Source organism: Pseudomonas sp. CLCA07 (assembly GCF_053615335.1).
On sequence record NZ_CM132131.1, the window covers coordinates 1,200,998 to 1,222,762 of the forward strand.

Here is a 21,765-nt window from a genome sequence, read left to right on the forward strand (position 1 = left end):
CCATCGCGAGCAGGCTCGCTCCCACAGGGTTTTGCGCAGTTCATGTGGGAGCGAGCCTGCTCGCGATGCTTTTCGGATTACTCCGGCAACTCGACCAGGCCATCCACATCAGTCATCGCCCGCTCCAGCAAATCTGCCGGCAAGCTCTTGCTGGCTCGCGCGCCGAGCAATTTCAGCTGTTCGCTACGACTGACCAGATTACCGCGGCCTTCTGTCAGCTTGTTGCGCGCAGAGCTGTAGGCTTTGTCCAGTTGCTGCAAGCGATTGCCGACTTCGTCCAGGTCCTGAATAAACAACACGAACTTGTCGTACAGCCACCCGGCGCGCTCGGCGATTTCCCGGGCGTTCTGGCTCTGGCGCTCCTGTTTCCACAGACTGTCGATGACCCGCAGAGTCGCCAATAAAGTGGTGGGGCTGACGATCACGATGTTACGGTCGAACGCCTCCTGGAACAGCGTCGGTTCCGCCTGCAAGGCGGCGGAAAACGCCGCTTCGATTGGCACGAAGAGCAACACGAAATCCAGGCTGTGCAAGCCGTCGAGCCGTTTGTAATCCTTGCCGGCCAGGCCTTTGATGTGATTGCGCAGCGACAGTACGTGCTGCTTGATGGCGATCTGGCCGATCGCGTCGTCTTCGGCTGCCACGTATTGCTGATAGGCCGTCAGGCTGACCTTGGAGTCGACCACCACCTGCTTGTCACCCGGCAGGTAAATAATCACATCCGGCTGGAATCGCTCACCGTCCGGGCCTTTGAGATTGACTTGGGTCTGGTACTCACGGCCCTTCTCCAGACCCGCGTGTTCAAGCACTCGCTCAAGAATCAGCTCGCCCCAGTTGCCCTGGGTTTTCTGCCCTTTGAGGGCGCGCGTCAGATTGGTGGCTTCGTCGCTCAAGCGCAGGTTCAGCTGTTGCAGGCGCTCCAGTTCCTTGGCCAGCGAGAAACGCTCGCGAGCTTCGGCCTGATAACTTTCCTCGACGCGTTTTTCGAAGGACTGAATGCGTTCTTTCAAAGGGTCGAGCAGCTGACCCAGTCGCTGCTGACTGGTTTCGGCAAAGCGTTGCTCACGCTCGTCGAAAATCTTGCCCGCCAGTTCGGCAAACTGTGCGCGCAGCTCGTCTCGCGAACCTTGCAGGTCACTGAGGCGCTGCTGATGGCTTTCCTGTTGCTCGCGCAGCTCGGCGCTGAGTGAGGCCGCCTGCATGTCCAGGCGACGCAGCTCAGCTTCTTTACCGGCGCGCTCAATGTTCCAGGCATGAGCTGCATCGCGGGCATCGTCGCGTTCGATTTGCAGCAGTTCGACTTCACGGCGCGCAGCGGCAAGGTCTGCCTGCCTGGCGGCGTTAGCCTGGCTCAGATCACCGATTTCATCGCGACTGGCGTCGAGCTGGGCATTCAAACCGTCCTGCGCCAACTGCGCCATGGCCAGACGCTCCTCCAGCAGCGCTACCCCGGCTTGCGAGACGCTCGCACGGCGCTGAATTTGCCAGGCCAGTACCAGCAACGGCAGACCAGCGCCCGCCAGACCGAGTAAGAGGCTGGTCAAGTCCATAGCCATAGGGATTCCTGCCGATGAGATAAAGCTTGAAGGTTAACCAAGGCAACCAGACTTGGACAGCTCAGTCTTCGATCAGCCCCAGTTCCTGTTGGGCACGCGCGTCCCCTGCTCGCGCGGCCTGGCGCAGCAGATCCTGACCAATGCGCCGATCACGGGCATTGCCGCATTCGCGACACATCAGTTGCCCAAGGCGGCTTTGCGCGGCCACGACGCCTTCACGGGCAGGCTGTTTGAGCAAGCGTCCGGCGAAGTGCTTGATGTTGGGGTTATCCCCGAGTCGCGGACTGTCCAGCAGCCACTCGGCCACGCGCATCGAAAAGCGCTTGGGCGGGGTCACATTGGGAGGTGTGGAGGTAGCAGCGATTGATACTGAGCGAAACTTCATAAAGCACTGTGGGACAGATCGGAAGGCGCGCAACTCTACTCTTTTTTTCTTACAGGTAAAGCCCAAAAAATCCCGGCACGCCCGTCCTAGAGCAAGCGCTCGGGACAATCCACAGAAGCTGTGGATAACTCAGTGGACAACCGCCCTTGAACTCGCGCAAAGCCCTGTGGGACGGGGCTCGCAGTCAAACTGACGATTTTTTCACCAGTAAAAAAAAGCGATGTTTTTCATTGACTTAAATTTTCAATACAGGCACCCACGACGGCGTGGGCCTGAATGACAGTGGGGTTACAGTTAGCGCAACTTATGTGCACAACTCCCTTCGAGGAAGTTATATGGACGCACTTTTTCGGCGCGTTTTTGCGTGACTTCTGGGGATAAACCGGGAAAACCCTTGATCCAGGCAGATCGCGGTCCGATGAGTGACTGCAACCACCGGTCGAAATGTGAGCATTTGCAGGGCGCGTTGCCCGGGCTGATTTATCTTTTTTGCTAACACACTTCCATTCTCAAATTCAATCCGTTAGTATCCGCGGCGTTAGTACCAAGCTGAAAGTCAATTCTGGTCGAACAAATCCTCGCGGTCAGCCTTCCCTCAAGAGAAGCCTCCACCGACAAAACAGGATCGACCACCTCGATGGTTTCCAGGTAAACCTTGCGCCAACACAGCCTTCGAACAATTGCGAAGGGTGTTGCGAAGCTCACTTACTCTGACCGAACCAGCCTGCAAATTGATCAGGATCTTCACCCCGGGCCCAGAACCTTTGCCCTTGATGTGTTGCCTGCCCTCCTAAGTACCTACCTGCCAGCCCAAGCGCGCCAATTATCAGCGCTTCAAACTGGCTGCTTTGTTCCAGTCGGGTTCTTCGTTCGACCAATGGTGGTCGTCGTCACTGGAACGTTTTAACTTTGCACGGTTCTTATCCGTGTCGCTTGTAGGAACACCCAAATAATGACTACTCAAATCCATACCCAGGATGCAATCCGCACCCTAACCAACGCTTTTGCACCAATGAACTGCCTGATCATGGCTGCTCGCAAAGGCTGCTTCAGTTTCACTCTGGTCAATGAACACGGCATCGCTCGTCACAGTGAACGCCTGTACCCCGATCAATACTCCAGCGCAGAACCGCTGCAGGCCGTGATCGAGCGTACCCGCCAGGCATTGATTGCCTGAGACACCAGAAAGACTGAAAAACCCAAAAGCCCTGCTCAAAAAGCGGGGCTTTTTATTGCCCGTTATTTCTCTTTTCGCAGATAGCCGCTAAGCACTAACCGATATAACGGTTATAACTCGAAGCTGGAAATATTTTAAAAACATACCTTTACAGCGCGAATATGACACTACACTTCAACTCAAGCGGCCTGATCCGCTTCCGGCGAGCCTGATTCGATCCACCGCTGCCAACGCGTCCCTCAGGTATCGCCGCCTACTTCATGTTTCGAGGGCTTTATGGGTATCGCTGCCAGCGAACTGTGCCGTTATGTGATTCGTCCGACATTGATTTACCTCGGACGCCATAGCGCAACTGCCGAATCCTTGCTGCTGGGCATCGCCGCCAGTCAGTCAGCCCTTGGCTCCGCCCTGCATGACCGCCGTGGACACGGCCTCTACCGAATCGCCGAACCCCGCCACCAGGCACTTTGGGATCACTATCTGGCACTGGACCCCGAACGGGCGAGCCTTGTCCGCGGCCTGGCCAGCCAACATGCCTTTCTCAGCGGGCCACACCTGGAATTGACCGTTAACCTGCGTTACGCCACCGCCATCGCCTGGCTGCTGGTAGAAGAACAGAACACCCCCCTCCCCGCCGCCGATGACTTGTTAGGCATGGCCCGCATCTGGCGTCAGACCTTTCAGCCTCAAGGGCGTCTGCGCGATTTCACCAGCGCCTGGCAAACCTGTGTTTCACCCCTGAATCAGGTCGCTTGCTGACCCACCAGTTTCACAAGTTCGTGCAATCGGTCGTCAACCTGGTTGGATTGTCCTACAAAACCGCTCTAAATCAAGGCATACAGCCTATGGCGCTGGGACGAAAATGTTGGTAATTTTCGCCCCGGTGATCACCTCGAGTTCGAATAATGAAAAAAGTAATGCTCAAAACCACCCTTAGCCTCGCCGTTACCATGGCGTCCACCCAGATCTTTGCAAGTGGCTTTGCCATTAACGAACAAAGCATCAGCGGGATGGGTACAGGCTTTGCCGGGCGATCTTCCTCTGCCGATGACGCAAGTACAATTTTTGGCAACCCTGCCGGCATGTCCCGCATCAAGCGCGAACAAGTCACCGGCGGTCTTGCGATGATCGACGCACACACTGACATCAGCGACGCAAGCTCCTTCCCGAACGGCGGCAGCAACGACGGCGACATGGTTCCGTTCATCGCCGTACCTATGGGCTACTACGTCAAGCCAATCGACGACAAGTGGGCCTTCGGTATTGGCGTCTACGCACCGTTCGGTCTGGTGACTGACTACGAAAACGGCTTTGCCGGTCGTTACTTCGGCAGCAAGAGCGAAGTAAAAGTCGTCACCCTGCAACCGACTGTCAGCTACGCCTTCAACGACAAGGTTTCCATCGGTTTCGGTCCGACCATCAACCACATCAACGGCACCCTGGAATCGAACCTGTCGATCACCCAGGCCGCGCCAGACGGCAAGGTCAAGATCACCGGTGACGACACCGCGCTGGGCTACAACATCGGCGTGCTGGTTCAAGCGACCGACAGCACTCGCGTCGGCCTGACCTACCACTCGAAAGTGGATTACACGCTCGATGGCAACACCAAGGTCAACTACAACGTACTGGGCTTGATCGGCCAGAACCCGAACCAGAAATACGACGCTTCGCTGGACGTGACCACGCCTGAATCGGTGGACTTCTCGGTCACTCACCAGCTCAACGACCAGTGGACTCTTTACGCAGGCAGCACCTGGACTCGCTGGAGCCGCCTGAAAGATATCACCGTTGAAAACAGTGGAGTTCCAACCGTTCTGAACGGCCAATTCGGTACCATCACCGAAGAACAGAACTGGCACGACACCTGGGCTCACGCCATCGGCGCAGCCTACCAGCTGAACAAGCAATGGGTACTGCGTGGCGGTCTGTCCGTTGACCAGGCACCGACCAACAACGTTGACCGCTCCCCACGCATCCCGACAGGCGATCGCAAGGCATTCAGTCTGGGCGCCGGTTGGAGCCCGACCGACGACCTGACCATCGACCTGGCGTATTCGTACCTGCGCGAAGAGTCGGTCAAGATCAACAACAGCAACGACCGTGGCCAGACCTACAACGCCAAGTATGAAAACTCGGCGAACGGTTTCGGTCTCGGCGCGACCTACCGCTTCTGATGATTCACGGCGAGCCTGAAATACTCGCCGACTGAATAAAAAAAGCCCCGCTCTCTGCTACAGAGGCGGGGCTTTTTAGTGGGCGCTGATCAGGGCTGGGAAGCCAGGGCTTGCTCCACCGCTGCGATGAACTCGGGATCATCGGGTTTGGTCAGGCTGGAAAAATTGGCGATGACGTTGCCCTTGCGATCGACCACGTATTTGTAGAAATTCCATTTCGGCGCGCTGGTCTGTTTGGCCAGGACCTTGAACAGGTGCGTTGCGTCATCGCCTCGCACTTTCTGCGGCTCGGTCATGGTGAAGGTCACGCCGTAGTTCACGTAACAGACCTTGGCCGTCTCGGCGCCGTTCATGGCCTCCTGCTTGAAGTCATGGGACGGAACACCGATCACCTCCAGCCCTTGCCCTTTAAAACGCTGATTGAGCGCTTCAAGGCTTTTGAACTGCGGGGCGAAACCGCAGAAGCTTGCGGTATTGACCACCACCAGCGGTTTACCCTCAAACCGCTGGCACAGGTCGATGGATTCCTTGGCGCGCAGCTTTTGCAACGAGCCTTGCAACAGTTCCGGGCACTCACCCGCGTGGGCCAGCCCGGTAAACGCCACCAGCAACGCGGGGACTGCAATCCAGCGCTTCAACATGTCGGTGCATCCTTGATAAGTCGTCAAAAACGAAGTTACTCGCCCTCGCCACTCCCTAGCAAGCACCCATACCCAACTGCATCAGCGCCAGCCCGCCCTGATGCCAGCCCCACCACGATAACGCCAGCAGCAAGGCGCAGACGGCCGCTACAGCGATCCGCGACCAAAGACGGTTCATATCGCACTCATCTGTGATTGAAGCCGCGCTACCGGCCGCTCACGCACCGGCCAGTTCAGGGCAGCTGCCAACAGGCTCAAGAGAATTGCCACTTGCCAGATCAAGTCATAGCTCCCGGTTCGGTCATACACCACCCCGCCCAACCATCCGCCGAGAAATGAGCCGAGCTGGTGAAACAGGAAAACAATCCCACCGAGCATGGACAGGTTTCGCACACCGAACAAGGTCGCCACGGTACCGTTAGTCAACGGCACCGTCGACAACCACAAAAACCCCATGGCCATGCCGAACAGGTACGCCGTTGTCGTCGTCACCGGCGCCCACAGGAACAGCGCAATAACCACCGCCCGCAGCAAGTACAAACCGGTCAGCAAGCGCGGTTTCGACATACGCCCGCCGAGCCAGCCGGCGGTGTACGTACCGAAGATGTTGAACAACCCGATCAGCGCCAGCACCGTGGTGCCGACGGTGGCCGGAAGGTGTTGATCCACCAGATAAGCCGGCAAATGCACGCCGATGAACACCACCTGGAAACCGCACACGAAGAAGCCGAACGCCAACAGCCAGAACCCAGAGTGGGAGCAGGCTTCATGTAGCGCTTCGGAGAGGGTTTGTTCATGACCGAGGACCGGCAATGGTTTGTCCTTGAGCATGCTCACCAGCGGCACGATCAACGCCACCAACAAGCCCAGCACCAGCAACGCGGCGGACCAGCCGAGCCAACCGATCAAGCCCAACGTGCCCGGCAACATCGCGAACTGACCGAACGAACCGGCCGCACTGGCGATGCCCATACCCATGCTGCGCTTCTCGGGTGGCACCGCACGGCCGACCACGCCGAGGATCACCGAAAACGAGGTGCCGGACAGGCCGATGCCGATCAACAGGCCGGCACTCAAGGACAGTGTCACGGCGGAATCAGACAGCCCCATGAACACCAGGCCCAAGGCATACAGCACGCCACCGACCAGCACCACTTTCGCCGCACCGAAGCGGTCGGCCAGCGCACCGGTGAAGGGCTGCGCCAGGCCCCAGATCAGATTCTGCAAGGCGATGGCAAACGCAAAGGTCTGACGCCCCCAGCCGAACTCGGCACTCATCGGCGCCAGAAACAGCCCAAAGCCATGGCGCACGCCCAAAGACAATGCAAGGATCAGCGCACTCCCCAACAACACCCAACCGCAAGTACGCCACATCGATGTCATTTCTTATTCCCCGGTAGCGGGTATATACCCGCTTAAGAACGGAAAAACCGGCTTCAGGCCAGTTCATCCAGCAGTCGCAGCAAGGTTTCACGTTTCTCGGCACCCAATCGGTCAATCAACCGTTGCTGGGCCGCTTCCCAGGCCGGCAAGGCGGCCTTCAGACGTTCGGCACCGACCTCGGTCAGTCGGACGATGCGATTACGCATGTCCTCGCCCTCGACCAACATCACCAATCCTTCGCCTTCCAGCACCCGTAAATTGCGCCCGAGGGTGCTGCGGTCCAGACCCATGGCTTCGGCGAGGGTGGAAATACTCGGTTGATCCAGACGCTGTAAATTGCACAGCAAAGAATACTGGGCAACGTTGATCCCGAAGCCGTCGAGAGCGCCGTCGTAATGCCTGCTGACGCCACGGGCGGCGCGACGCAGGTTGATGCATAAACATTGGGAGTCGAGCATGGTGCGTGTATATACCCGCGGTTGTGTTAAATCAAGTTACAGTTGGGTTTATTCAGAAATATCGATGTGTCTGGCATACCGCATTCGCGAGCAGGCTCGCTCCCACAGGGGGAATGCGATCAACTGTGGGAGCGAGACCGGCTTGCCGGCGAAGGGGCCGGTACTTTTACCACAGGAGCCGTCAGACCAACGCCAATCCTACCAACACCGCCATCTCCAGCAACTCCAGCATCGCACCTGCTGTATCGCCCGTCGTTCCGCCCAATCGCCGTAGCATGAGCTGCCGCAGCCATAGAAAAATGACCGCTGCCACAACAACGGCCACAACACCGCTGAAACCTGCGATCAAAACACAGCCCAACGCACTGACCACCAACACCTGTTTACCCGCCAATCGCGGCAGATGATCCGCCAGCGCCTGCCCCAGTCCGCCAGCACGCACATACGGTGTGGTCAGGAACAAACCCAGCATCGCGCTACGGCCGATCAGCGGAACGATGATCAGGAACAGACCATGCTGCTGCTCGATCAATGCCAGCAACGCCGCGAACTTCAGCAACAACACCAACACCAGCGTTACCACAGCAATCGGTCCGCTGCGCGGGTCTTTCATGATCGTCAGCGTACGTTCCCGGTCGCCAAATCCGCCGAGCCACGCGTCAGCGCTATCGGCCAGACCGTCCAGGTGCAACGCCCCGCTGAGCAGAACCCAAACCGTCAGCAACAACGCGGCATGCAGCAACAATGGCGTACCCAGTAACAGCCAATTCAGTGCCCATAGAATCGCGCCGAACAACAGCCCCACCAGCGGATAAAACAACAGCGAGCGGCCCAATTCCTGAGGCGTCGGCATGCCGGGCAGGCGAATCGGCAGACTGCTCAAAAATTGCAAGGCAATCCAGAATGGCAGCATGGTCAGATCGCTTCCTTGAGAAGGACGCCGGGTTCGACGCTCAACGAAAACAGCGAGCCATGAGCGACTTCGACATTGAGTAACTGCTCGCGCGGCAACCCCCGCGCTTGCGCCAGCAACAAACGCATGACCCCACCATGGCTGATCAACAGAATCCGCTCGCCAGCATAAGCAACAACCAGTCGTTCAATGGCCGTCACTACCCGTTTGGAAAAGTCCGAAACCCGCTCACCGTCCGGCGGCGTAAACGAATAAGGATCAGCCCAGAACAGGCCCAATGCCTCGGTATCGGTTTCCATCAACGCCGCTGCGCTCTGCCCTTCCCAGGCACCGAAGTGCAGTTCTTGCAGGTCTTTATCCAAGTGCACCGGCAATCCCAGTTGCTCGCCGAGCTCTTCAGCAAACCGTGCACAACGCTGTAATGGCGAGCTGACCAAACGATCCCATGGCCCCTGCTCGATCACCGCCGCGCGCATCTGCTCCCAGCCTTTTGCGGTCAGCGCATCATCGAGACTGCCGCGCAACCCGCCACCGAGTTCGGTCTCGCCATGGCGCAACAGGTCCAGACGCAACGTCATGCCGGACGGTCCGCAACGGCCGCTTCGGCGAAGGTCGCCATCTGCCCGTGAAGATCGCAGGCCAGACGCAACAACGGCACGGCCAGCGCCGCACCGCTGCCCTCGCCCAGGCGCAGCCCAAGATCCAGCAACGGTTCTGCGTTCAGGGTTTCCAGCACATGCCGATGGCCAGGCTCGGCGCCGCGATGGCCGAACAGCAGCCACTCACGACTATCAGGATTCAAACGCACCGCCACCAATGCCGCGACACTGCAAATGAACCCATCGACCAGCACCGCCACGCCTTCCTGCGCACACGCCAGATACGCGCCAACCAGCGCGGCAATTTCAAAGCCGCCGAGGTTGAACAGTGTCTGCAAAGCGTCCCCGCGCTGAGCACTGTGCAGCGCCAACGCGCGCTCGATGACCTGAGCTTTGTGGCTGACGCCCGCCGCGTCCAGACCGGTACCCGGCCCGGTCAGATGCACTACCGGGCAATCGAGCAAGGCACAAGCCAATGCACTGGCTGCGGTGGTGTTGCCGATGCCCATTTCACCGCCGATAAACAACTGCGCCCCGGCTGCGATGGCGCGCTGCACGCTGTCACGACCAGCCTGCAATGCCAGTTCGCCTTGGGCCGTCGTCATGGCCGGGCCTTTGACGAAATTCGCCGTGCCTGGGCCAACGTTCAAGTGGCGCACGCCAGGCAGATTCAAGGTTGGCGTGACCGTGCCCAGATCCACCACCTCAAGGGAAGCACCCAACTGTCGCGCCAATACACTGATCGCCGCACCGCCGTTGACGAAGTTGTGCAGCATCTGCCCGGTGACTTCCTGAGGAAACGCCGACACGCCTTCAGCCACGACACCATGGTCACCGGCAAAAATCGCGATCCACAGGTTATCCAGACTCGGCTTGACCTGCCCCTGCAACCCGGCCAATTGCACCGCCACTGATTCCAGTTGGCCGAGGGAGCCGGCCGGTTTCGTCAGTTGCTGTTGACGCGCCTGCGCCTGTTCGACAGCTTGCGCATTGATCGGCTTGCACGGGTTCAGCCACCAGGATTGAGTCATAACGCAGTTCCTTTCAAAGTCAGGGGCAGGCCAGCGACGGTCAGGACGACACGCTGGCAGCGCTCGGCCAACGCTTGATGCAGCCAACCGGCTTCATCGACGTAACGGCGAGTCAATTCGCCCAGCGGCACGACCCCCATTCCGGTCTCGTTGCTGACAAAAATGATTTCACCCGGCAACGAGGCCAGGCAGTCCAACAGCGCTTCGCGTTCAGCGTTGAGGCGTTCGGCGTCATCGAGCATCAGCAGATTGGTCATCCACAGCGTCAGGCAATCCACCAGCAGGCAACGGTTGGCGCGGGAGGTTTCGCGCAGTACACGGGCGAGTTCGATCGGCTCTTCGATCAATGCCCATTCGGCTGGACGACGGGCGCGGTGATGGGCGACGCGGTCGTTCATTTCGCCGTCCAGCGGTTGGCTGGTGGCGATGTAGGTCACGGCCAGCTGGCTGTTGGTGGCGAGCTTTTCGGCCAGACGACTTTTACCGGAGCGGGCGCCGCCGAGGATTAGTTGCAGCATGGTTCACTCCTTAAAATCATCGATGAGGCGGCTGGCCTCTTCGCGGGCGAGCCCGCTCCTACAGTTGATTGCGATAACCCTGTAGGAGCGGGCTTGCCCGCGAAGAGGCCTGAATAATCACCTCAGAAACCACAAAGCTCACGCAACAGCCGGGTATCCAGATGCAGTTCCACCAGATCCGCCAACCGCTCGATATCGCGCTCACGCAATGCGTGGTAATCGACCTCCTGCACCGACTGCAAACCCGCCCAACGCAGCAACGCACTGCACGCCGCCGGCGATTCAAACAGACCATGCAGATAGGTGCCGAATATCTGCCCATCCACACTTTGCGCACCATCGCAGCGACCATCATCCAGCTGCACGGCAGCGTTTTCCAACGCCGGCCCGGTGGTCACGCCGGCATGGATTTCATAGCCGCTGACGACGGCATCTTCCAGGGCCAAACGTCCGCGCACGTTGCGCAATTGCTTCTGTTCTTCGAGCTGTGTTTCGAACGCCATCAACCCCAGACCGGCACTGGAACCCGGTGCGCCTTCCAGGCCCAACGGGTCATGCACGTGCTCACCGAGCATTTGCAAACCGCCACAAATCCCCAGCACTTTGCCGCCATAGCGCAGATGGCGACTGATCGCCAAATCCCAGCCATTGGCCCGCAAATACGCGAGGTCGCTGCGTACGCTTTTCGAGCCGGGCAGGATGATCAGGTCGGCCGGCGGAATCGCCTGGCCGGGGCCGATGAATTGCAGGTCCACTTGCGGATGCAGGCGCAGTGGATCGAAATCGGTGTGGTTGCTGATACGCGGCAGCACCGGCACCAGCACTTTCAACACCTGGTCGGCCTTGTCGGTCTGGCGCTGATCGATGCCGTCTTCGGCTTCCAGGTGCAGGTCCATCACGTACGGCAGGACACCGATCACCGGTTTTCCAGTGCGTTCTTCGAGCCAGTCGAGGCCGGGCTGCAGCAAGGCGATGTCGCCGCGAAAACGATTGATGATGAAGCCTTTGATGCGCGCTTGTTCAGTCGGCGAGAGCAACTCCAGCGTGCCCACCAGATGCGCAAAAACTCCGCCGCGATTGATGTCTGCAATCAACACCACCGGGCAATCCACCGCTTCGGCAAAGCCCATGTTGGCGATATCGCCGGCCCGCAGATTGATCTCGGCGGGCGAGCCCGCGCCTTCGACCATCACCACCGGATACGCCGCGCTCAAGCGTTCATGGGAGGCCAGCACCGCTTGCATGGCGATGGCTTTGTAGTCGTGATAGGCGACGGCGTTCATCGTCGTGACGGCGCGACCATGAATGATCACTTGAGCGCCGGTGTCGCTGTTGGGTTTGAGCAGCACCGGGTTCATGTCGGTGTGCGGTTCAAGGTTGGCGGCCTGGGCCTGCACGGCTTGCGCGCGACCGATTTCACCGCCGTCAGCGGTCACCGCGCTGTTGAGCGCCATGTTCTGTGGCTTGAACGGTACGACACGCACGCCCTGGCGCACCACCCAGCGACACAGCGCCGTCACCAGAGTGCTTTTACCGGCGTCGGACGTGGTGCCCTGCACCATCAATGTGCTCATTGGGCTTCCTTGACGTAGGTTTCAAAGGCTTGCGCCAGGCGTGTCCAGTCCGCTTCGTCAGCGGGCAAGCCAAAACGAAGGCTGCTGTTGTGTGGGAACAAGCGCAGCAATATTCCCTGCCGAGCCATGAACACATACAGTTGCTCCGCTTGTTCGGTGATCAGCCATTGGAACAAGGCGCAGCCGCCCTGCGGCTTGAACCCGAACTGCTCAAGCAACCGCGCCAGACGCTCGCTGGCTTCTTCGCTGCGCTGTCGCTGGCGGGCGTGACCTTCGGTGTCCAGCAGACAGGCCTGGCCAATCACTCGGGTCGGTCCGCTGACCGCCCACGGCCCCACTTGCTCGGCGAGCAAGTTGAGCAGCTTGCGTTCCGCCAGCACGAACCCCAACCGCACACCGGCCAGACCGAAAAACTTGCCGAACGAACGCAATACAATCAAGCCGACCAGATGGGTAAACGGCGCCACACTCAACTGCGGCGTGTTGTCCATGAACGCCTCGTCCACCACCAGCCAGCCACCGCGCGAGACCAGTCGGGTGTGCCAGTCGAGCAGACGACTCGGGGTCAGGCTCAGGCCGGTCGGGTTGTTCGGGTTGACTACCACCAGCACGTCGAGGCTGTCGATAAAGAAGTCGACTTCCTGCTCCAGCACCTCACGCACGATGTAACCACAGCGCCGCCAGGCTTCGGCGTGTTCGGCGTAGCACGGCGACAGCACGCCGACCTTGCCGGCACGCCGTAAACGCGGGAGTAACTGGATGGCCATTTGCGAACCGGCCACCGGCAGCACTTGAGCCGCGCTGTAATAGTCGCAGGCCGCCTGCTCCAGGCCGTCTCCGGTTTCCGGCAAACGTGCCCAGGCGCGCAGCGGGATGTCCGGGACCGGAAATGGCCAGGGCGCCAAGCCGCTGGACAAGTCGAGCCAATCGGCTTCTGCGATGCCGTATTCGCGCGCCGCCTTGCGCAATCGGCCACCGTGCTCAAGCATAAAATTCAGCCCCCACGCAGAGAATCAGCAACCATAACCATACCCCGCGCTGAACCAATTGCCAGCCACGGTCAATGGAGTCGGCATCCGCCGGCACGCCTTCGCCCAGTTGCGGACGCTGATGCAGTTCACCGTGATAAATCGCCGCCCCGCCCAACTCGACGCCCAATGCACCGGCGCCCGCCGCCATCACCGGGCCGGCATTCGGGCTGTCCCAGGTCGGGCCTTGAGTACGCCAGCATTTCAACGCCAGACGGGTTTTTCCCAGCAGCGCGTAGGTCAACGCCACCAAGCGTGCGGGAATGTAATTGAGGACGTCGTCGATCTTCGCCGCCGCCCAGCCGAATCGCTCAAAGCGTTCATTGCGATAACCCCACATCGCATCCAGCGTGTTGCTCAAACGGTAGAGCACCACACCGGGCGCACCGGCCACGGCAAACCAGAACAGCGCGGCAAACACCGCATCGCTGCCGTTCTCCAGCACCGACTCGGTGGCCGCACGGGCGACTGCGGTTTTATCCAACTCGCTGGTCTGGCGACTGACCAGATAGCCCACACGTGTACGCGCTTCTTCCAGGTCATCACTGCGCAGGGCTTTGGCCACCGGCTCGACGTGTTCACCGAGGCTGCGCATGCCGAGGGCGCAATACAGAGCGAGAATCTCGACGACCCAACCCACATAAGGCGCCCAGGACAATGCCGTGGCGAGCAAGGTCAGCGGCAGCACCGCCAGCACCCACGCGGTGACGCCATGGCTACGCCAGCCGCGACCACCGCCATTGAAACGTTGCTCGATGCGCTCGGCAAAACGGCCGAACGCCACCAGCGGATGCCAGCGTTTGGGCTCACCCAGCAGCGCGTCCAGCGCAACCGCGGCGACACTCAATAACGCCACACTCATTGACCCTCTCCCCAATAATTTTCATACAGCAACTCACTGAGCGGACGCTCTTGCGCCCAGCCTTCGAGTACCAGCATCGGCGCTGGATAGAATTCCTTGACTGGCCCCAGACAAAGAACCGCCAACGGCTTGGCCCCGGCCGGCAAACCCAGCAGGTCCGCCAGTGCTTTCGGCTCAAACAGCGACACCCAGCCCATGCCCAGGCCTTCGGCGCGAGAGGCCAGCCAGAGGTTCTGGATCGCACAGGACAACGAGGCCATGTCCATTTCCGGCAAGGTGCGCCTGCCGAAGATGTGGCGCTCGCGATCGTCCATCAGCGCCGCGACCAACACCTCGGCGCAGTCGTTGATGCCTTCGACCTTGAGCTTCATGAATTCGTCGGTGCGCTCGCCGAGGGCTTCGGCGGTGCGGATGCGTTCTTCTTCCACCAGCAACTGGATCTTGCCGCGCAGCGCTCGGTCACTGATGCGGATGAAGCGCCAGGGCTGCATCAGGCCGACGCTCGGCGCCTGGTGTGCGGCTTCGAGCAGCCGTCGCAATAGTTCGGGCTCGACGGTGCCGCCGCTGAAGTGACGCATGTCGCGGCGTTCGGCGATGGCGCGGTAGACCGCTGCGCGTTCGGCTTCGGAGAATGCGTTGTCGCTCATGGCCTCTTCGCGGGCAAGCCCGCTCCCACAGGGTGTTGTAGATCTATTGTGGGAGTGACGGTGCGACGATTCGACCTGCTCGCGAAGGCAGCCTCAAGGTCAGGCGCAAAAAGCGCGGCAACCGCCGATGGATTGGACGGAAAATAAAAGTGCACATAAGAAGCTGTCATCCGCCCCTCACGATAAACCGCCTCCGCACCCCGCCCGCCATTCGGGCTCAGGCCACGCGCAATCGGCTCAAGCTCGGTACTGGTCAGCGAATGGTGATACGTGTGCCCGCGCAACGCACCTTCCGGCAGTTCGACCGCTTGCAACGCCAACGCGGCCAGACGCTTTTGCATCACCGCGTCGCCGTTAAGCAGCCCCACCAGTTCGGCGCGAGTGCCTTCGACATCAGTCAACGAGTCGAGCAGATACAACATGCCGCCACACTCGGCCAACAGCGGTTTACCCGCTGCATGGTGCGCGCGAATCGCATTAAGCATCGAGATGTTTTGTGACAGCGCCACATGGTGCAATTCCGGATAACCGCCGGGCAGATAAAGGCTGTCAGCCTCCGGTATTTCGCTGTCGCGGATCGGCGAGAAGAACGATAGCTCGGCACCCATGGCTCGCAGCAAATCCAGACTCGCGCCGTAGGTGAACGCGAACGCTTCATCACGGGCCACAGCAATTCGCACACCCGCGAGCAACGGTTCGACCGCGATCACATCCGGAGCTGCAAATTCGACCGCCGGCGGCAATGCCACTTCGCAACTGCTGGCCAACGCATTGGCCGCCGCATCGAGGCGCAGATCGAGATCATTCAGCTCACTGGCCTGGACCAGACCTAAATGCCGACTAGGCAATTCGATCCCGGTTTCCCGCGACAAAGCGCCGTACCAGCGCAAACCTTCGGTCAGGCTGCCTTCGAGCAATTGCGCGTGACGCAAGGTGCCAACCCGATTGGCCAACACGCCGGCAAACGGCAAGTCCGGCTGATACTTCGCCAAGCCCAACGCCAACGCACCAAAGGTCTGCGCCATGGCAGTGCCGTCGATTACAGCAAGCACCGGCACACCAAAGTGCCGCGCCAGGTCGGCGCTGGACGGCGTACCGTCGAACAGCCCCATGACACCTTCGATGAGGATCAAGTCCGCGTCACCGGCCGCTTCCCACAACAGTCGACGACTTTCCTGTTCGCCGACCATCCACATATCCAGTTGATACACCGGCGCACCGCTGGCGCGCTCGAGAATCATCGGGTCGAGAAAGTCCGGGCCGCATTTGAACACGCGCACCTTGCGCCCCTGATTGCGATGCAAACGGGCCAGGGCGGCGGTGACGGTGGTCTTGCCCTGACCGGAGGCCGGCGCGGCAATCAGTACCGCCGGGCAATGACGTGGTTGATTCACAGCTCGACGCCTTTTTGCGCTTTGATCCCGGCCTGGAACGCGTGTTTGATCACGCCCATGTCGGTGACGGTGTCGGCCAGTTCAATCATTTCCGGCTTGGCACCTCGACCGGTCACCACCACATGCTGCATGGGCGGGCGGGCCTGCAAATCGCTGAGCACCTGATCGAGGTCGAGGTAGCCGTGCTTGAGGGCGATGTTCAACTCATCCAGCACCACCAGACCGATGGACGGATCGCTGAGCAATTCACGGGACACTGCCCAGGCGGCTTCGGCGGCGGCAATGTCACGCTGGCGGTCCTGGGTTTCCCAGGTAAAGCCCTCGCCCATGACATGGAAACGCACTTGCTCCGGGAAGCGGCGGAAGAACAGTTCTTCGCCGGTGCTGTTGCGGCCCTTGATGAACTGCACCACACCGCATTGCATGCCGTGGCCCATGGATCGGGCGAGCATGCCGAATGCCGAACTGCTTTTGCCTTTACCGTTACCGGTCAGCACCAGCAGCAAGCCGCACTCGTTCGGGGAATTGGCGATGCGTTCGTCAATCACGGCTTTTTTGCGCTGCATGCGCGCCAAATGACGTTCGTCACGATCAGGGGTATCGGTCATGGGGGGAGCTCTCCGTTGAGGCTGGATAACGGCGGGCAGGCACAAGAATAGACGGCAAGAAGCCTGGCATCGCCCACCGTGATGCCACTGGATGAATCAGGCCGGTCTCCGGGCTCATGAGCGGCGTTATGCCGGACTGCGCGCCTTCCCATGTCACTCGACACAGTGGCTCAAGACGCAGCTTTCACTCATTTACCGTTGCGGGGGCAGCGCCGGGATCGTGAGGATTCGTCGTTTGACGATAGTCACTCACCGGCTTCCCTGTTTCACTCTGTCGGCCACTGCCACAGAGCACCTGAATCAAGCCGCGAAGGTTAGAGGGTTGGGGGTGGAGCGTCAAATGAAGACAAAGCCGCAGCGAGCGATATACTGCCGCCGGCCAATTTACTGACGCCAATCTTGCAGCACACGGCCAGCAGTGATATCAAAGAGCCACAACCCAACAACAACACAATTACAAGGGTGAGTAACATGCAAGGCATGATCATCAGCAATCCGAAGCTGGAATTCCTGCGGCCGGTGCTGGAACGCTGGTTTGACTGTATCGACCGCTACAACACGACTCGCGGCGATAACGAAGCGCCTTACTGGCATGACGAAAAGGCCAACCTTGGCTTGCTCTCTACCGCTGCGTGGATGGCGGAAATGGTCACACTGCAAAACACACCGACGCGCAAACAAATCGAAGAGGGCGAACGCAACGCCCGCGCCGATCTGTTTATCGCGACCGCCGAACAGCGTGCCTATCTTCAGGCCACTCAACGCTGGCCCAAGGTCAACAGCCTGAACCTGACGCAGGCGTTGCAGGACATCACCAGCGACGCCAAACGCATCAGCTACGCCAGCGACCTGAAACTCGGCTGTTTGTTCGTTGCCCCGCAAAAAGCCCAGCAGAGCGCCACCCCGGAAGAACTTCAGGACATGGTCGACGACCTGCAAAAGGAACATTGCTGCACGGTGGCCTGGTATTTCCCCTACGCCTACCGCAAGTTGCGTAACGAAGCCGGTAACTATCACCCGGGCATCGCCGTCTTGTTCAAGGAAGCTCGCGGCTGACCGGTTGAACCATCGCTGCGTTTATCTTCTCTATGAATAAGACACTGCATTCATAGGGAAGACCAGCATGCGCAAGTCCCCGATTGTTCTCGTCATCGTGCTCGCCGGAGGGCTTGCCGCCTGTGGTGAAACCTCCCGCCTGCAAGTCTCCGACGGCACCGGCCCGTCACCCAAGCTACCCGAACCGAATAAAACCCTGATCCCGACGGTGAACGTCGCTCAGGCGGTCGGCTGGCCAGACGGCGTCAAACCCACAGCTGCCGCCGGGACCCAAGTGGCCGCCTTTGCTGAAGGCCTCGATCACCCGCGCTGGCTCTACGTGCTGCCCAACGGTGACGTGCTGGTGGCCGAAACCAGCGCGCCGCCCAAACCCGATGACCGCAAAGGCATTCGTGGTTGGGTCATGGGCAAAGCCATGGGCCGCGCCGGTGCTGCAGTCCCCAGCCCGAACCGCATCACGCTGCTGCGTGACAAGGACCACGACGGCATCGCCGAAACCCGCACGGTGTTCCTGGAAAACCTCAATTCGCCCTTCGGCATGACGCTGGTCGGCAATGACCTGTACGTGGCGGACACCGACCGCTTGCTGCGTTTTCACTATGAAAGCGGTGACACGGCGATCAAGTCACCACCGATCAAAGTGGTTGATCTGCCAGGGGGCACGCTGAATCATCACTGGACCAAAAACGTCATCGCCAGCAAAGACGGTAGCAAGCTATACGTCACGGTGGGCTCCAACAGCAACGTCGGGGAAAATGGCCTGGACCAGGAAGAAGGCCGCGCGGCGATCTGGGAAGTGGACCGCGCCACCGGCAATCACCGGATATTCGCTTCCGGGATTCGCAATCCCAACGGCTTGGCCTGGGAGCCCCGCAGCGGCGCGCTGTGGACGGCGGTCAACGAGCGGGACGAGATCGGCAGCGACCTGGTGCCGGACTACATCACCTCGGTCAAGGATGGCGGGTTCTATGGCTGGCCATTCAGCTATTACGGCCAACATGTCGACATTCGCGTCGAGCCGCAAAATCCGGACCTGGTGGCCAAGGCCATCAAGCCGGACTACGCGGTGGGTCCGCACACTGCATCGCTGGGCCTGACGTTCGCTGAAGGCAACACCCTGCCCGCGCAATTCAAGGAAGGGGCTTTCATCGGCCAGCACGGCTCGTGGAACCGTAAACCGCACAGTGGCTACAAAGTGATTTTCGTGGCGTTTGCGGGCGGCAAACCGAAGGGGCAACCGGTTGATGTGCTGACTGGTTTTCTCAATGAAGACGAAGAAGCCAGGGGCCGGCCGGTGGGCGTGGTGATCGATCAACAGGGTGGCTTGCTGGTGGCGGATGATGTGGGGAATAAGGTGTGGCGCGTGACCGCAGCCAAATAATCGCCCTCCTGTGGGAGCAAGCTCGCTCCTACAGGGTTCAGCGCTTTATCACGGATTGCGTGCCAGGTGCTGGGGCTGCAGAACGCGTTTGGCGCTCAGGTATGCCCTTTGCCAATAGGCTTTGGACAGACTGTCGAGCTTCACCGTGCCGCCAGTCGCGGGCGCATGCACGAAGCGGCCTTCGCCGACGTAAATCCCGGCATGGCTGACCTGAGAGCCGCCATTGGTGGCGAAGAAAATCAGGTCACCGGTTTGCAGGCCTTCCTTGCCCACATTGGCGGCTTGCATGCTAATCATCTCGCGCGTGGTACGTGGCAAGGAAATGCCGGCAACATCACGGTAAACGTAGCCGATCAACCCACTGCAATCGAAGCCCGAATCCGGCGTGTTGCCACCCCATCGATACGGCGTCCCCACCAGGCCGAGCGCGCGGAACAGCACGTCTTCTGCTTCAGGGGAAAAGGACTGCGGGTTACCGAAAATAATGGGCGCGCGAACCACCGGTGCAGGCGGGGTGCGGCTGGCGCAGGCGCTGAGCAGCGCTGCGGAGAAGAACAGGAGTGCGAGGCGGGCCGACATCGTCATAAGCAGAACATCCTGATCTGGCTGCGGCTTTTTCTGCCGGGAGTGCAGAAAAGAAAACCGCCTGCGCGGGGCGCAGGCGGTTTGCCATCATTGATAGATCAGAATTCTAGCGGCTACACGGCAAACTTCAAGTAAGACTTTAACTTCGCCCTACAACTTGTACGTTTACTTGCGAGCGGTGACCACGGTCGGGGCCATCGCGAGGGCGCGCTTGGCTTCGATGAAGGTCTTGTTCCAGTAGCTGTCACCCAGGCTATCGACCCGAACACCACCGCTTTTGCGGCTGCTGGAGTGGATGAACTGGTTATCACCCAGGTAGATCCCGGCGTGACTGACGCGGCCGCGACGACCGTTGGTGGCGAAGAACAGCAGGTCGCCCGGCTTCAGCGCGCTGCGAGCTACCAGTGGCGCGTCCACGTTGATCATTTCGCGAGTGGAGCGTGGCAGGTTCATGCCCGCTTCTTCGCGGAACAGATAACCGATGAAGCCGCTGCAATCGAAACCGGCTTCAGAGGTACCGCCGAAACGGTAACGGGTACCGATCAGGGACATGCCACGTTCGAGAATGCTGTCGGCCAGACCCGGAAGCTGGTACGACTTGCCATCGGCAAAGCTGGCCAGTTCTTTATTGGTGGCAAGCTCTTCCTGAAAAAGAACGGAAGAAGACTGTGCCGTAACTGAGTTTTTAACCTGCTGTTGTTGCTCTTGCTGGGACACTGGAGAGTGAGCAGCGCAACCGAACAACAGGGTGACGAGTGCGAGAGGCACGAGGGGTGCGAAGCGCTTTAGCATGGGCACGACCGTGGCTGATAGTTCTAAAGAAGCCGAGACTATGCCCGCTATCATCCTCATTTGCAAATTCAATCGAACTTTATGTGACTTATTGGTTTCTCGCTAACATCTAAGCGCTTAAGCCCATTTTAGACGCTCGCGCAGCCTGCAGCCCTGTAGGAAAGTGCATTTCCTGGCGCCTGAAATATGCCAAAACCCCTACCAGGCTTAAGTTTTACCAGGCTTCCGCTACCGGGCTTTTGTTACCAGGCTTTTGTTACCAGCCAAGGGTTTCTTTCAGGAAGGGGATTGTCAGCTTGCGCTGAGCTTGAAGTGAGGCCTGATCGAGACGCTCAAGCAACTCGAACAGCGCACTCATGCTGCGAGTACCGCGGGTCAAAATAAAATGCCCGACTTCATCGGTCAGGTGCAAACCGCGACGCGATGCACGCAATTGCAAAGCGCGCAATTTGTCTTCATCGGAAAGCGGGCGCATCTGAAAGATCAGGGCCAGGGTCAAACGCGACTTCAAGTCCGCCAGCTTCACCGGCAATTCACGCGGCGAGGTCGACGCGGCGATCAGCAGGCGACGACCGCTGTCGCGCAGACGATTGAACAGATGGAACAGCGCCTCTTCCCAATCCGCACGACCGGCAACCGCCTGCAAATCATCCAGGCAGACCAGTTCGTATTGTTCGAGGTTATCGAGAATGGAGATGCCACGATCAAGCAGCTCGGCCAATGGCAAGTACACCGCTGGCTCGCCCAACTGCTCGAAGCGCAGGCAGGCCGCCTGCAACAAGTGCGTACGCCCTACCCCGTCTTTGCCCCAGAGATAAATCAGGCTTTCGGTCCACCCGGCGTCGGCTTCGCATAGCCGCTCGACATAGCCGAGTGCTGCGGCATTGGCGCCTGGATAGTAATTGATAAAGGTAGCGTCATCACGCAGACGCACACCTAGGGGCAGCTGAATCGGTTTCATGCTGACTGAACAGTTCCAAGGGAACCGTTAGTGACCTCT

24 protein-coding genes and 1 riboswitch are annotated in these 21,765 nt (G+C 59.7%); of the genes, 5 read left to right on the forward strand and 19 right to left on the reverse strand.

Annotated features, from left to right (window positions below):
- Window positions 1-77: 77 nt before the first annotated feature.
- Together rmuC and ACWGZX_RS05495 are read right to left on the reverse strand one after the other, a co-directional pair.
- Window positions 78-1,442, reverse strand: a complete 1,365-nt coding sequence (gene rmuC / locus ACWGZX_RS05490) for a DNA recombination protein RmuC (RefSeq protein WP_452628969.1) — start codon at window positions 1,440-1,442, stop codon at window positions 78-80.
- A gap of 175 nt (window positions 1,443-1,617) precedes the next feature.
- Window positions 1,618-1,941: a sel1 repeat family protein gene (locus tag ACWGZX_RS05495; RefSeq protein ID WP_452627580.1), complete on the reverse strand. Its 324-nt coding sequence runs from the start codon at window positions 1,939-1,941 to the stop codon at window positions 1,618-1,620.
- A gap of 952 nt (window positions 1,942-2,893) precedes the next feature.
- Between ACWGZX_RS05495 and ACWGZX_RS05500 the strand changes: the two genes are divergently transcribed.
- From ACWGZX_RS05500 to ACWGZX_RS05510, 3 genes are all read left to right on the forward strand, one after another.
- Window positions 2,894-3,118 (forward strand): hypothetical protein, encoded by a 225-nt coding sequence (locus tag ACWGZX_RS05500; RefSeq protein WP_007945191.1) that lies wholly within the window; start codon window positions 2,894-2,896, stop codon window positions 3,116-3,118.
- Between the two features lie 276 nt (window positions 3,119-3,394).
- Window positions 3,395-3,877, forward strand: coding sequence for a hypothetical protein (locus ACWGZX_RS05505; protein WP_150778613.1), 483 nt, complete (start codon window positions 3,395-3,397; stop codon window positions 3,875-3,877).
- A 146-nt stretch (window positions 3,878-4,023) separates the two neighbouring features.
- On the forward strand, window positions 4,024-5,295 hold the full coding sequence (locus ACWGZX_RS05510) for an OmpP1/FadL family transporter (protein ID WP_452627581.1): 1,272 nt from the start codon (window positions 4,024-4,026) through the stop codon (window positions 5,293-5,295).
- Window positions 5,296-5,384: 89 nt separating this feature from the next.
- Here the strand turns inward: ACWGZX_RS05510 and ACWGZX_RS05515 are convergent, their stop codons facing one another.
- The 14 genes from ACWGZX_RS05515 to cobO form a co-directional block, all read right to left on the reverse strand.
- Window positions 5,385-5,936 (reverse strand): glutathione peroxidase, encoded by a 552-nt coding sequence (locus ACWGZX_RS05515; RefSeq protein ID WP_452627582.1) that lies wholly within the window; start codon window positions 5,934-5,936, stop codon window positions 5,385-5,387.
- A gap of 55 nt (window positions 5,937-5,991) precedes the next feature.
- Window positions 5,992-6,114 carry a hypothetical protein gene (locus tag ACWGZX_RS05520; RefSeq protein WP_452627583.1) on the reverse strand — a complete coding sequence of 41 codons (123 nt, stop codon included), beginning with the start codon at window positions 6,112-6,114 and terminating at the stop codon, window positions 5,992-5,994.
- A complete protein-coding gene (locus ACWGZX_RS05525) occupies window positions 6,111-7,319 on the reverse strand; it encodes an MFS transporter (RefSeq protein ID WP_223514035.1) in 1,209 nt (402 codons plus the stop codon). The genes ACWGZX_RS05520 and ACWGZX_RS05525 overlap by 4 nt, the downstream gene beginning before the upstream one ends.
- Window positions 7,320-7,372: 53 nt before the next feature.
- Entirely contained in the window at window positions 7,373-7,777 is a 405-nt protein-coding gene (locus ACWGZX_RS05530) for a MarR family winged helix-turn-helix transcriptional regulator (protein ID WP_452627584.1), read from the reverse strand.
- A gap of 181 nt (window positions 7,778-7,958) precedes the next feature.
- Window positions 7,959-8,690 (reverse strand): adenosylcobinamide-GDP ribazoletransferase, encoded by a 732-nt coding sequence (locus ACWGZX_RS05535; protein WP_452627585.1) that lies wholly within the window; start codon window positions 8,688-8,690, stop codon window positions 7,959-7,961.
- A gap of 2 nt (window positions 8,691-8,692) precedes the next feature.
- A complete protein-coding gene (gene cobC, locus ACWGZX_RS05540) occupies window positions 8,693-9,268 on the reverse strand; it encodes an alpha-ribazole phosphatase family protein (RefSeq protein ID WP_452627586.1) in 576 nt (191 codons plus the stop codon).
- Window positions 9,265-10,320 carry a nicotinate-nucleotide--dimethylbenzimidazole phosphoribosyltransferase gene (cobT, locus tag ACWGZX_RS05545; RefSeq protein WP_452627587.1) on the reverse strand — a complete coding sequence of 352 codons (1,056 nt, stop codon included), beginning with the start codon at window positions 10,318-10,320 and terminating at the stop codon, window positions 9,265-9,267. Before cobT ends, cobC begins: the two co-directional genes overlap by 4 nt.
- Window positions 10,317-10,838: a bifunctional adenosylcobinamide kinase/adenosylcobinamide-phosphate guanylyltransferase gene (cobU, locus tag ACWGZX_RS05550; protein WP_452627588.1), complete on the reverse strand. Its 522-nt coding sequence runs from the start codon at window positions 10,836-10,838 to the stop codon at window positions 10,317-10,319. The genes cobT and cobU overlap by 4 nt, the downstream gene beginning before the upstream one ends.
- Window positions 10,839-10,960: 122 nt before the next feature.
- Window positions 10,961-12,412 (reverse strand): cobyric acid synthase, encoded by a 1,452-nt coding sequence (locus ACWGZX_RS05555; protein WP_452627589.1) that lies wholly within the window; start codon window positions 12,410-12,412, stop codon window positions 10,961-10,963.
- Window positions 12,409-13,401, reverse strand: a complete 993-nt coding sequence (gene cobD / locus ACWGZX_RS05560; RefSeq protein WP_452627590.1) for a threonine-phosphate decarboxylase CobD — start codon at window positions 13,399-13,401, stop codon at window positions 12,409-12,411. Before cobD ends, ACWGZX_RS05555 begins: the two co-directional genes overlap by 4 nt.
- Complete coding sequence (gene cbiB, locus ACWGZX_RS05565; RefSeq protein WP_223514053.1) at window positions 13,394-14,302, reverse strand: adenosylcobinamide-phosphate synthase CbiB; 909 nt, start codon at window positions 14,300-14,302, stop codon at window positions 13,394-13,396. The genes cobD and cbiB overlap by 8 nt, the downstream gene beginning before the upstream one ends.
- Window positions 14,299-14,949, reverse strand: a complete 651-nt coding sequence (gene bluB, locus ACWGZX_RS05570) for a 5,6-dimethylbenzimidazole synthase (RefSeq protein WP_452627591.1) — start codon at window positions 14,947-14,949, stop codon at window positions 14,299-14,301. Before bluB ends, cbiB begins: the two co-directional genes overlap by 4 nt.
- Window positions 14,946-16,343 (reverse strand): cobyrinate a,c-diamide synthase, encoded by a 1,398-nt coding sequence (locus ACWGZX_RS05575; RefSeq protein WP_452627592.1) that lies wholly within the window; start codon window positions 16,341-16,343, stop codon window positions 14,946-14,948. The genes bluB and ACWGZX_RS05575 overlap by 4 nt, the downstream gene beginning before the upstream one ends.
- Window positions 16,340-16,951 (reverse strand): cob(I)yrinic acid a,c-diamide adenosyltransferase, encoded by a 612-nt coding sequence (gene cobO / locus ACWGZX_RS05580; protein ID WP_223514086.1) that lies wholly within the window; start codon window positions 16,949-16,951, stop codon window positions 16,340-16,342. The genes ACWGZX_RS05575 and cobO overlap by 4 nt, the downstream gene beginning before the upstream one ends.
- An 82-nt stretch (window positions 16,952-17,033) precedes the next feature.
- Window positions 17,034-17,265, reverse strand: a riboswitch (cobalamin riboswitch).
- Between the two features lie 157 nt (window positions 17,266-17,422).
- On the opposite strand from cobO, the gene ACWGZX_RS05585 reads away from it, so the two are divergent.
- Complete coding sequence (locus ACWGZX_RS05585; protein ID WP_452627593.1) at window positions 17,423-18,007, forward strand: hypothetical protein; 585 nt, start codon at window positions 17,423-17,425, stop codon at window positions 18,005-18,007.
- A 67-nt stretch (window positions 18,008-18,074) separates the two neighbouring features.
- The gene (locus tag ACWGZX_RS05590) at window positions 18,075-19,388 is read left to right on the forward strand and encodes a PQQ-dependent sugar dehydrogenase (protein ID WP_452627594.1); all 1,314 of its coding nucleotides are present in this window, start codon (window positions 18,075-18,077) and stop codon (window positions 19,386-19,388) included.
- A gap of 48 nt (window positions 19,389-19,436) precedes the next feature.
- Here ACWGZX_RS05590 and ACWGZX_RS05595 read toward each other — a convergent pair whose 3' ends face one another.
- The 3 genes from ACWGZX_RS05595 to hda all read right to left on the reverse strand — a co-directional run bounded on the left by ACWGZX_RS05595 (window position 19,437) and on the right by hda (window position 21,726).
- Window positions 19,437-19,973: a C40 family peptidase gene (locus ACWGZX_RS05595; protein WP_223514096.1), complete on the reverse strand. Its 537-nt coding sequence runs from the start codon at window positions 19,971-19,973 to the stop codon at window positions 19,437-19,439.
- A 165-nt stretch (window positions 19,974-20,138) separates the two neighbouring features.
- Window positions 20,139-20,765, reverse strand: a complete 627-nt coding sequence (locus ACWGZX_RS05600) for a C40 family peptidase (protein WP_452627595.1) — start codon at window positions 20,763-20,765, stop codon at window positions 20,139-20,141.
- A 256-nt stretch (window positions 20,766-21,021) separates the two neighbouring features.
- Window positions 21,022-21,726 (reverse strand): DnaA regulatory inactivator Hda, encoded by a 705-nt coding sequence (hda, locus tag ACWGZX_RS05605; protein ID WP_010456804.1) that lies wholly within the window; start codon window positions 21,724-21,726, stop codon window positions 21,022-21,024.
- Between the last annotated feature and the right edge of the window lie 39 nt (window positions 21,727-21,765).